Origin of the sequence: Lactobacillus sp. UMNPBX17 (assembly GCF_002553735.1) — a bacterium.
Taxonomy (GTDB): domain Bacteria; phylum Bacillota; class Bacilli; order Lactobacillales; family Lactobacillaceae; genus Lactobacillus; species Lactobacillus gallinarum.
Map to the genome: position 1 here is coordinate 30,196 of NZ_PCYT01000011.1, position 11,334 is coordinate 41,529.

Annotated in this window: 12 protein-coding genes and 1 pseudogene; 9 read left to right on the top strand and 4 right to left on the bottom strand. The window is 35.5% G+C overall.

Going from position 1 to position 11,334, the window contains the following annotated elements:
- Nucleotides 1–15 precede the first annotated feature (15 nt).
- The 9 genes from CP368_RS03135 to CP368_RS03175 all read left to right on the top strand — a co-directional run bounded on the left by CP368_RS03135 (nt 16) and on the right by CP368_RS03175 (nt 8,043).
- Nucleotides 16–585, top strand: a complete 570-nt coding sequence (locus CP368_RS03135; protein ID WP_025005043.1) for an NUDIX hydrolase — start codon at nt 16–18, stop codon at nt 583–585.
- A 2-nt stretch (nt 586–587) separates the two neighbouring features.
- On the top strand, nt 588–896 hold the full coding sequence (locus tag CP368_RS03140) for a hypothetical protein (RefSeq protein WP_098043737.1): 309 nt from the start codon (nt 588–590) through the stop codon (nt 894–896).
- Between the two features lie 18 nt (nt 897–914).
- Nucleotides 915–1,610 carry a 5'-methylthioadenosine/adenosylhomocysteine nucleosidase gene (locus CP368_RS03145; RefSeq protein WP_098043738.1) on the top strand — a complete coding sequence of 232 codons (696 nt, stop codon included), beginning with the start codon at nt 915–917 and terminating at the stop codon, nt 1,608–1,610.
- A gap of 1 nt (nt 1,611) precedes the next feature.
- Nucleotides 1,612–2,769, top strand: a complete 1,158-nt coding sequence (locus CP368_RS03150; protein ID WP_098043739.1) for a cysteine desulfurase family protein — start codon at nt 1,612–1,614, stop codon at nt 2,767–2,769.
- A gap of 47 nt (nt 2,770–2,816) precedes the next feature.
- On the top strand, nt 2,817–3,158 hold the full coding sequence (locus CP368_RS03155) for a DUF1831 domain-containing protein (RefSeq protein ID WP_025005039.1): 342 nt from the start codon (nt 2,817–2,819) through the stop codon (nt 3,156–3,158).
- Nucleotides 3,159–3,165: 7 nt separating this feature from the next.
- A complete protein-coding gene (gene mnmA, locus CP368_RS03160) occupies nt 3,166–4,293 on the top strand; it encodes a tRNA 2-thiouridine(34) synthase MnmA (protein WP_098043740.1) in 1,128 nt (375 codons plus the stop codon).
- 92 nt (nt 4,294–4,385) lie between these two features.
- Nucleotides 4,386–5,045: a histidine phosphatase family protein gene (locus CP368_RS03165; protein WP_025005037.1), complete on the top strand. Its 660-nt coding sequence runs from the start codon at nt 4,386–4,388 to the stop codon at nt 5,043–5,045.
- The gene (locus CP368_RS03170) at nt 5,045–5,689 is read left to right on the top strand and encodes a lipopolysaccharide assembly protein LapB (RefSeq protein ID WP_098043741.1); all 645 of its coding nucleotides are present in this window, start codon (nt 5,045–5,047) and stop codon (nt 5,687–5,689) included. Before CP368_RS03165 ends, CP368_RS03170 begins: the two co-directional genes overlap by 1 nt.
- Entirely contained in the window at nt 5,689–8,043 is a 2,355-nt protein-coding gene (locus CP368_RS03175) for an ATP-dependent RecD-like DNA helicase (protein ID WP_098043742.1), read from the top strand. The genes CP368_RS03170 and CP368_RS03175 overlap by 1 nt, the downstream gene beginning before the upstream one ends.
- Before the next feature lie 50 nt (nt 8,044–8,093).
- Here CP368_RS03175 and CP368_RS03180 read toward each other — a convergent pair whose 3' ends face one another.
- From CP368_RS03180 to CP368_RS03195, 4 genes and pseudogenes are all read right to left on the bottom strand, one after another.
- Nucleotides 8,094–9,041 (bottom strand): diacylglycerol kinase family protein, encoded by a 948-nt coding sequence (locus tag CP368_RS03180; protein WP_098043743.1) that lies wholly within the window; start codon nt 9,039–9,041, stop codon nt 8,094–8,096.
- Nucleotides 9,042–9,086: 45 nt separating this feature from the next.
- Entirely contained in the window at nt 9,087–10,766 is a 1,680-nt protein-coding gene (rnjA, locus tag CP368_RS03185; protein WP_098045748.1) for a ribonuclease J1, read from the bottom strand.
- 6 nt (nt 10,767–10,772) lie between these two features.
- Nucleotides 10,773–10,994 carry a DNA-dependent RNA polymerase subunit epsilon gene (locus CP368_RS03190; protein ID WP_025005032.1) on the bottom strand — a complete coding sequence of 74 codons (222 nt, stop codon included), beginning with the start codon at nt 10,992–10,994 and terminating at the stop codon, nt 10,773–10,775.
- A 164-nt stretch (nt 10,995–11,158) separates the two neighbouring features.
- Nucleotides 11,159–11,334, bottom strand: a pseudogene (locus CP368_RS03195) (IS30 family transposase); the annotation flags it as partial.

Consider the following 11,334-nt stretch of genomic DNA (forward strand, 5'->3'; position numbering starts at 1 on the left):
GGAGGATGAGACTTAGTGGATTTAGAAGAAACAGAAATCTCATCGCAACAGATTTTTCAAGGTAGAATCTTGGATTTATCTGTTCGAAAAATCAAATTACCTAATGGCGATACTGCGACTAGAGAAATAGTTAAGCATCGCCCTGCATCTTGTGTTATTGCAATTAATGATCAACAAGAAATGCTTTTGGTAAAACAATGGCGTGAAGCTATCAAGCAAGTCACTTTAGAAATTCCAGCTGGAATTGTTGACCCAACTGACACTAGTCCTCTTGATGCTATGAAGCGTGAATTGAATGAAGAAGGCGGCTACAAGGCAGAATATTGGGAAAAAGTTAGTGAATTTTATTCTACACCAGGCTTTTGTGATGAAAAAATGCATCTTTTCTATTGTGATACGTTAACTAAGTTGACTGAAAAGAGATCATTAGATGCAGATGAATTTTTAACTTCTGATTGGTATAGTTTAGATGAATTAAAGAATTTATTAGCAGAAGGAAAAATTGTCGATGCTAAGACAATTTATGCCATTTCTGTTTGGGAAAATATGCTATTGCGCAATGCTCAAGCTGAAAGTAATAAGTAATCATGACAGAAAAGCGTTCTGATTATCGTAAAAGACAGAAAAAAAGTTTAGTAGACAAAGTTAAATCTGCTTTTACTGATAATGATGCAACAGAAGAAGTTAATGTTAATCCTGATTTTCAAAGGGATGATTCTGAAAGAAGACGTCCTTTGGAAGGCGATGGAGAGGAGTTTTATCAAGCACAGCAGCCTATCGATAAAGAAAAGATGCGCGAAGAAAAGTCTTTAAAACTGAAAAAAAGACTGAACAGTGCTATTCTGATAGTGTTTGTTTTAATTATTTTAGTGCTTTTAGCATTATTTCATTTATAATTTGAAACGAGGAAATTTATGAAGATTGCGATTATTGTTCCAATGGCTGAAGAAGCCGAATTTTATCGTAATCATTTCCACGCAGAAAAAAAAGAAATGTTCGGATCAACTGAATTCGAACATTTTTCTGTTAACGGAAATGATGTTTATTTAGGTTTGAGTGGTATTGGTAAAGTTCAAGCTGCGATGAACCTAGCTAGTTTGTTAAGCAATGTAGATATTGATGTTATCTTTATGACTGGTTCCGCCGGTGCTTTACATAAGGATATTCATCAAGAAGATTTAGTTTTGCCTAATGTCTTCATGTATTATGATGCTCATAATACTGCTGCAGGTGATTATGTAGAAGGCCAAATCCCACAACAACCAGCTCAATTTGTACTTGATTCACTAGAAAGAGCTGCATTCGCTGAATATCTTAAAAAGCAAAATGTTGCTTTTAGTGAAGGATTAGTAGTTACTGGAGATTCATTTGTAGCTTCAACTAAGCAAAAGGATGAAATAAAAGAGAACTTCCCTGATGCATTAGCTTGTGAAATGGAAGGTGCTGCTTTTGCTCAAGTTGCTCATGCTTTTAATAAGCCATTAGTTGCAATGCGGGCAATCTCTGATAATGGTGATGGCAGTGCAAGTGAAGACTTTGATGTATTTGTTAAAAAGGTTGGAGCTAAGGCTGCTAAATTAATTAGTGATTACGTAGAAAAGATGAATTAACGTGCGTGAAATTTATTTGGATAACGCTGCGACTACTCCTATGTCTCCTAAGGTAATTGATGTAATTACTGATGAAATGAAAAATGATTTTGGTAATGCATCAAGTACTTATGAGTTGGGACGTCAAGCAAGAAATGTGATTGATCGAGCTCGTCATCAAATTGCCGCAAGTATTAATGCTAAAGATAATGAAATTATCTTTACATCCGGTGGCTCAGAAAGTAATAATACTGCCATTTTTGGTACAGCATACAGTCGAAAAAATATTGGTAAGAAGATTATTACCACGCAAATTGAACATCCTTCAGTTTTAAATCCTATGAAGCGATTAGAAGATGAAGGCTACAACGTTGTCTATTTAAATGTTGATGAGACGGGACATATTTCTTTAGATGAACTGAAAAAAGAATTAACGCCAGATACAATTTTAGTATCGATTATGGCCGTAAATAATGAAGTAGGTTCCATTATGCCACTTAAAGAAATTGGCGAATTGGTCAAAGAGAGCAATGCATATTTCCATGTTGATAATGTTCAAGGCATGGGAACGATTGATATTGATGTCAAAGCAATGAATATTGATTTATTATCAGTATCTGCTCATAAAATTAATGGACCAAAATTCTTAGGATTTTTGTATGAGAATTCTGATATTGATTTGCCAAATTTGGTTTTAGGCGGTGAACAGGAGACTAAACGTCGTGCTGGAACTGAAAATGTACCCGGTATTGCTGGCTTTGGCGAAGCAGTTAAAGAACTGACCAATATTGGTCATGATGATCTTCAGGCAAAATATGCGCATTTCCAAGATCTTATTTTGAACCAACTTGATCAAAATAAGATTGATTATAAAATCAATGGTGGTCATGGTCCTGGATATTCTCATCATGTCTTAAATCTATGGTTTAAGGGTGTTTCTACTACTTCATTACAAACTAATTTAGATTTAAACGGTTATGCTGTCTCAGGTGGTTCCGCATGTACCGCAGGGTCACTTGAACCTTCACATGTATTAATTGCATGTTTTGGTGCAGATTCTCCTCGAATTAATGAATCAATTCGTATTTCGTTTGGGCGGTATAATACAGATGAAGAAGTAGAATCATTTGCTGAAAATCTGGTAAAAATTGTTCAAAGAATTCAATCTAAAAGAAAATAGTTGCTTTTAAAAAGAAAGTAACTTATTATAAATAAGTGAGGGAAAATATGGCAAATATAGTTGTGATTAATGGTGATAAACGTAAGTTTACTTTAAATCCAGAGTTAAAACTTTATGCTTTAATTGATGCTGGTTTTGTGAAGACTGCTAAGGGTAATTTTAATTATGAACATCCTTTGTATAATGATTCACCTTATAATGCACCAACTAAGTTAAAGATGACTGTTAATAAGGATTTATCTCATTTAACGATGGTTGTTACTGATCGCAATGGTTTGCAAAAGGTTAATATTTTTAAAAACAAGCAATTAGCGCCAACTGTAGATCTTTTAGATTACATTTTGAAGGATCTTGAAGAGCGTAAGATATTGCTTGAGGTAAAGGATTGATTGAATAATGGTTGACAATAGCAAGACTAGAGTAGTTGTAGGTATGAGTGGTGGTGTAGATTCATCAGTATCAGCATTATTACTCAAACAACAAGGCTATGATGTTGTCGGTGTTTTCATGAAAAATTGGGATGATACTGATGATTCTGGTGTTTGTACCGCTACTGAAGATTACGAAGATGTAAAGAAAGTTGCCGATAAAATCGGTATTCCATACTATTCAATTAATTTTGAAAAAGAATACTGGCATCGTGTTTTCGAATACTTTTTAAATGAGTACAAAAAGGGAAGAACGCCTAATCCTGACGTAATGTGCAATAGTCAAATTAAGTTCAAGTCATTTTTAGATTTTGCGATGGATCTAGATGCTGATTATATTGCAATGGGACATTATGCTAAAACTGTTAAAGATGCAAATGGTCTTACTCATATGATGCGTCCGAAGGATGGGAATAAGGATCAAACTTACTTCTTAAGTCAATTAAATCAAGATCAGATTAAGAAGGTTATTTTCCCACTTGCTAACTTAACTAAACCTCAAGTGCGTGAAATTGCCTTAGCTAATGGTTTGGCTACTGCTAAGAAGAAAGATTCTACTGGTATTTGTTTTATCGGTGAAAGAAACTTTAGAAAGTTCTTGAGCGAATTTTTACCAGCTAAGTCAGGTAAGATGGTTACCCCTGATGGCAAAGTGGTTGGTGAACATGCCGGCTTAATGTACTACACTATTGGTCAAAGACAAGGTTTAGGTTTAGGTTCAACTAGGGAATCAACAGATCCATGGTTTGTTGTTGGTAAGGACTTAAAGAAGAACGAATTAATCGTAGAACAGGGTTATGATAGTAAGCTTCTTTACGCGAGTCGCTTGAAGGCTAGTGATATGTCATTCTTTACTGGTAAGCCAGATCATGATGTGGAATTTCACTGCAGCGCTAAGTTCCGCTATCGTCAATGTGATGTTGGTGTAACTGTTAAGTATCATGCAGATGATAATACTGCTGACGTTTGCTTTGATGAACCAGCTCGTGCAGTTACTCCTGGTCAAGCTCTTGTTTTGTACCAAGGTGAAGAATGTCTTGGTGGTGGAAATATTGATGCTGCTTACCAAGAAGACAAGCAATTGCAATTAGTATAAAATGAATTTTAAAAAAGGACGTTCGAATTTTCGAACGCCCTTTTCTTTGTGCTAAACTAGTTATATCAATTAAACATGTTTGGGGGATAAAAATGCAAATTTATTTTGTTCGTCATGGTAAAACTGAATGGAATTTAGCAAGTCGTTTTCAAGGTGGACATGGTGATTCACCACTCTTGCCACAAAGCTTAAAAGATATAAAGAAGTTAGGTGAACATTTAAAAGGAACTAAGTTTAGAGGTATTTTTGCTAGTCCTTTAGATCGTGCCTTTAATACTGCTCAAGGTATTGATAATGCTATGAATGCCAACTTGCCAGTAGTGATTGATGAACGATTACGTGAATTTAACTTAGGTGATATGGAAGGAATGAAATTTGCGGAAGCAGAAAAGAAGTTTCCTGAGCAAATGAACAACTTTTGGCATCATCCGGATAAGTATGATCCCACCGAATTACATGGTGAAGATTATGAACACGTAATTGCTCGTGGCAAGTCTTTTGCTAAAGAAATGGCTGAAAGATTCCCGAATGATGATGATAAAGTATTAGCAGTCAGTCATGGAGCAGCTTTATCAGCAATTATGGGTGGTTTGTTAGGCTATCCTTTAAAAGATATTCGTAAAAATGGCGGTTTAAGCAATACCAGTTTAACAGTACTTGAAACGCTTGATGGTGGTAAGACTTTTAAACCAGTTGTTTGGAACGAAACTAGTTATTTAGGCAGAAAGTTATCAAAGACGGATTCACTGTAATGGATAAAAAAATTGCACAGCTTTATGATAATGGCAAGGTTGATCAGGCGATTCATTTATTAGTTCAAAAAATTGATCAAAAACCACAGAAAATTGAAAACTATTTGCAATTATCAACTTATTTAATTGAACAAGGTAGTGTAGATCAGGCACAGCAGCTGTTGGAACAAGCGCAGCACTTAGTTAAAAAGCCGCAAGAGTTAAATTACAATTTAGCTGTTAGCTACTATATGCAGGGTGATTTTGATAAAGCTTTGGCATTATTGGACCAAATTCCTAATGACGATTTGACTTTATATCAGAAGGCATTAACTTATTTAAAATTAGGTCAGAGCCAAAAAGCTCTTGCGTATGCTTTAACAATCAAAAAAGTTGATGATAAGGTGCAAGAATTATTAGGGGATATTTGGATGAGCTTAGGCGAAAATGCTCAAGCCCAGCAAGCCTATCTCATGATTCCTAAAGATAGGCGAACAGCTAAGATATATTTCTTGCTTGGTGTTTCTACCATGGAAAAAGATCGAACTCAGGCAGAAGCATATTTTGCAAAAGCGAAAGCAATGGATGAAAAATACTATAAGCGGGCAATGGATCAATATGCTTCAATTATGAAAATGCTGAATGATAAGGAAAAGAAAAAGTAATGAGCGAATTCACCGGTAAAATTAACGGGATTGTTTTTGAAAATGATAAAGATTTATATAAAATCCTCGATGTTGAAATCATTGGTTCACTCGAAAATTATTCACGTAGCGAAATTAAGGTAACTGGTAATTTTGGTGATGTGCAAATTGGTAGTAGCTATCGCTTCGATGGTAAACTGGTTATGCATGAAAAATTCGGTTTACAATTTCGCGCTAATAGCTATAAGCCGATCATGCCTCATGAAGAAGGCTCACTCACTAATTATTTGAGTTCTAATAAATTCCCAGGTATTGGTAAAAAAACAGCGGGTACCATTATTGAAGAATTGGGATTAAATGCTTTAGATGTTTTAAAAGAAAATCCTGCTAAAATCGACACGTTATCTTTAACTAAAAAGCAAAAAGATAGCTTATTGTCGGGTCTAAATTCGATGGATTCTTATTCTGAAATCGTCTTAAAACTAGCTCAATATGGAATAAGGAAACAGGTAGCCGCTAGGATTTACCAATGTTATCATGGAGCAGCTCTAGATAAATTAAAAGAGGATCCTTATGCTGCCGTTAATGAAATTACAGGTTATGCATTTAAAACGGCAGATACCATCGGCAAGCAATTGGAGATACCCAATGATGATCCAAGAAGAATAAATGGGGCCATTTATCAGGTTCTGCTAGACGCTTTGAGTGGTGAAGGCAATACTTATGTTCCACTATCCGATTTACTGACTGGTGCTAAAGAATTATTGCAAATCCCACAATTTGATCCAATTGCGATTTGTGTAAATGAATTGCAGAAAAAGGGCAAAGTAATAGTTGATGGTGAAAATGCTTTTTTACAAAATATTTATCAAACAGAGGTCGATATTGCCCGTTCTATGAAGAGTTTGATGGAAAGTAGAAAAGCACAGGATGATGAACAGTATAGCGATAAGAAAATTGAACAAGCTATCAAGGATGCGGAGCAAGAATTAAAAATTAAGTATGATGACACACAGAAGCTTGCTATCAAGAATGCTTTGAACAATCCTATTTCGATTTTGACAGGTGGTCCTGGGACAGGTAAAACCACTATTATCAATGGAATATTGCTAGCATTAAGAAAATTGGCAGAAATACCTGCTTCATCGCTATATAGTGAAGATCCACCATTTTTATTAGCAGCGCCAACTGGTAGAGCTGCTAAGAGAATGGGAGAAATAACCGGAATTAGTGCCAAAACGATTCATCGACTTCTAGGGTTAGGCATTGGAGACGCAAATGCTGAAGATCTAAATGAGCTAAATGGTGAAATTTTGATCATCGATGAGATGTCTATGGTCGACATGTTCTTGTTTAAGCAGCTTCTTTCTAGCATTAACCAAACTCGTCATATTGTGTTTGTAGGAGATAAGGATCAGTTACCTTCTGTCGGTGCGGGGAACGTATTTAGCGATTTAATTAAGTCACATGCTTTTCCGACTACAGTTTTAAAGCAAATTCACCGACAAGGGGATGAGTCAACGATTATTACGCTGGCTCACGATGTAAATGAGGGCAGAGACCAACAAGCTTTATTTAAGAAGACTAAGAATTATTCATTTATTAGCTGTAGACCTGAGTTGGTGGGGGATGCAGTAGGACAAATTGTCAAATTAGCTTTAAAACGTGGCTTTGATAAGGATGATGTCCAAGTATTGAGTGCCATGTATCATGGTAGCGGCGGAGTAAACAATTTAAATGATGTTATTCAAGAAATAATGAATCCGCCTAAAGCTAAGAGTAAATTTTTAGAAGTACGCAATGAAATTTTCAGAATTGGTGATCGAATTTTACAATTGCAAAATAATCCTGAAAAAGATATCTATAATGGCCAAATTGGTAAAATAATTAGTATCGATGAAGATAATTCTAAAGAATGCATGGTTGCTAATTTTGATGACCGGGAAGTAAGTTTTGGTAAAAAAGATTTAACTGATTTAACCAGAGCGTATGCGATTACTATTCATAAGTCACAAGGTTCAGAATTTCCATTAGTTATCTTGAATTTGACTATGCAGAACTATGTGATGCTTAAACGAAATTTGCTTTATACGGCGATTACTCGAGCTGAGAAAAATTTGGTTTTAGTAGGAGATCCACGAGCCTTTGCAGCAGCTTTTAATACGCCAGGAAATGATCGAAAAACTGGATTGGCAGATAAAATCTGTGCTCAATTGGGTATTAAAGTTACTGAAACTAGTGAAGAAAAAACAAAAGATGAAGTTGCAGCACCTGAATCTGAAAAACAAGAACCAGAGGATTATATTTTGACGCCTGAAAAGATTTATTCAGGTGAGATAGATCCAATGATTGGAATGGAAAATATTAAATTATAAAAAGAAGCTAAGATAATCATTCATCTGAATGAAAACCTTAGCTTTTTTGCTTATTTCAACAAATTAAAGTGATCTATTTTAAATGTTAATTTAAAATCTTGGGCGTCATAATCTTCACCGTCAATTTGTGCAAACTCTGGCTTTTGAGTTGTAACTTGAATCTCTTTAGCCTCTATATAGTGAAATTGGGGAGCATTTACATGTGATCCATCTTTTAATAATTTGCCAAAAAGATGGATAAATTTGAATAAGTTGGGCTTTTCTACGATCACAGTATCTAAATGATGACTGTAAATGTCAGCTTTGGGTAAAATCGCAATTCCACCACCAAAATATGGATGATTGGTAGTAGTCACGAAATAAGCATCCCCGTAGCGCACAGTTTCATTTGCCGTTTTGATCGTAACCGTAAATGTATTCTGTTTTGCAAGAGCTTTAATAATATTTAAGCCATAAATCAAATTACCAAAATTAACATGATTTAACTTTTTCTTTAGTTTCTCATTATTGCTTTCATGAACCACAAATGCGTCAAAGCCGATTCCAAAATTATTAACAAAATAACCATGCGGCATTTTAGCTATATTTGAAGTAAAGAATCCGCAATCAACGCGTTCCGGCTCGGGATCTTGCAATAAATTATTAACTAGTTGCAAAGGATCGTTAGTTAATCCAGCTCCTCGCGCAAAATCATTGCCAGTTCCAGCAGGTAAATATGTTATAGGTGTTTCAGGGAAATTTGATCTTTTAATGCCATTTAAAACCTCATTGAAAGATCCATCACCACCCACAACGATTAAAATATCATTTGGGTTAGGATTTTTATTGGCATAATCTTCAGCCAACTTAATGAGTTCGCCAGGATAATTGCTCTTTTTATGACTAAATGGAATATTTAGATTATTTAATACCTTTTGCAAGGAATGGTCAGCTGCAACAGCATTTCCATTTCCAGCTACTTCATTAACTAATAAATGTACTTTAATTTTTTTATTCATATATCTTATATTCAAAATAAAAGACTCCCGAAGGAGTCTAATTTTTTATTTCTTTTCAATAATAATTGGCAAAATCATTGGTCGCCGTTCAGTCTTAGAGTAAAGGAAATCAGAAAGATTTTCAGAAATTGCCTTCTTGATATCACTTTCTTTAGGCTTGTCTGATTTAGCCATTTCATTTCGAAGAACGTGGTAGACGTGCTTTTGTGCTTGGTTAATCAGTTCAGTTGATTCACGCATGTAGACGAAACCACGACTGAGAATATCAGGACCAGCTAAGACACGTTTATGTTTGTAATCAACAGTTGCTACAGCGACAACCAAACCTTCTTCTGAAAGAATTTGACGATCGTGTACGACAACATTACCAACATCTGCAGTACCCGAAGTATCAACATAAACATCGCCTGCAGGGATTCTACCAGCAATTCTAGCTCCATTTGGCCCAAAACAAACAACTTCACCGTTGGACAACACGAAAGTATTTTCAGCAGGTACACCAGCTTCTTGTGCTAACTGTGTATGAATAACCTGCATTCTGTACTCACCGTGAACTGGAATCATGTACTTAGGCTTAGATAAGCGAACCATCATCTTTAATTCTTCTTGACCACCGTGACCAGAAGTGTGGACGTTGTTAACACGACCATGAATGACATTAGCGCCGCCTTCCATTAATTTGTTAATTAAGTGGTTAACGCTCAATGTGTTTCCTGGAATAGGGTTAGAAGAGAAGATAACTGTATCGCCAGGCTGTAAAGTTATTTGTCTGTGAGTACCATTGGCAATTCTTGAAAGAGCTGCTAATGGTTCACCTTGTGATCCAGTACATAGAATCATAACTTTGTCAGGTGGCAGCTTGTTAATCTCTTCTGCATCAACAATTAAATCCTTTGGAACATTTAAGTATCCTAAATCGATTCCGTTATCTACACCATTTTCCATACTACGTCCAAAAATGGCAACTTTTCTACCTGTATCGATAGCTGCTTGTATAGCTGTAGAAACACGATAAAGGTTAGAGGCAAATGTAGCGAAAATAATTCGCCCATGAATACCAGTAATAATATTATGAAGCGACTGTGCAACGAATCTTTCAGATTTAGTAAATTGACTAACTTCAGCGTTAGTAGAATCTGAAAGAAGGGCAAGTACACCTTCTTTACCTAATTGAGCCATTTTTTGGAAATCTGGTGCAGGTTGATTCATAACAGGAGTTAAGTCAAACTTAAAGTCACCGGTAAAGACAACAGCACCAAGCGGTGTATGAACAGCAATTCCTAAAGTATCAGGAATGGAGTGTGTGGTTCTGAAGAAAGAAACAGATAATTTCCTAAATTTTAAAACCGTATCTTCATGTTCTTCATGCAGTTCGGTAGTCTTCAAAATACCATGTTCTTCCAATTTGCCTCTGATTAATGAGAGGGCAAATGGAGTTGCATAAACAGGAATTTCAGGAATCTTTTCCAATAAAAATGGAATACCACCAATGTGGTCTTCATGTCCGTGACTAACTACAAGAGCCTTAATCTTCTTACGGTTTTTGATTAGGTATGAATAATCTGAAATAACGTAGTTAATACCTAATAAATTGTCTTCGGGGAATTTAATACCACAGTCCATGATGATAATTTCATCCTGATACTGGACACAATACATATTTTTACCGATTTCATGCAAACCCCCGATTGCATAAACGGCTACTTCATTATTTTTAATTCGCACTCTTTATTACTTCTTATCGAACGTAGTTAACTTAAAGTCAGCGTGTTCTTTTTCGTAAGCCAAAGAATTGCCTGTTAATTCTTGGATGAGTTCAATGTTATAGGGGGTGTTGTCCTCAACCGTACTTCTTGCTTCGACCATGTTGTCAGCTTCCATGTAAAGAGTTTGAGTAGTTTCTCTACGTGGGTTGACAATTTTGTCTTTTTGATACAAAACTTTGTAAATCATAAATGATTCTCCTTAATTAATGTATAAACGTTCAATTTAGAGTGAAATCACTCTATAGCTAATAAAAATTTTATCATATTTGTAAAGGTAAGTATATAAATATGTTTAGATCTATATTCATTTGAAAATTATCCTGAATTGTCAAATTAAGTGCAACAGTTAGGCTATGAAGAAATATATTGCTTGAAGAGTTCCTCTGCTGTGTGATATTGGAGGATTCGGCGATATTTGTGGTTAATGGCATCAGTTGCCTGTTGAACATAAGCTTTTGACTTGTCTTTCATGCTCTTGCCCTTAGGGAAGAATTGACGCAAAAGACCATTGCAGTTCTCATTGGTGC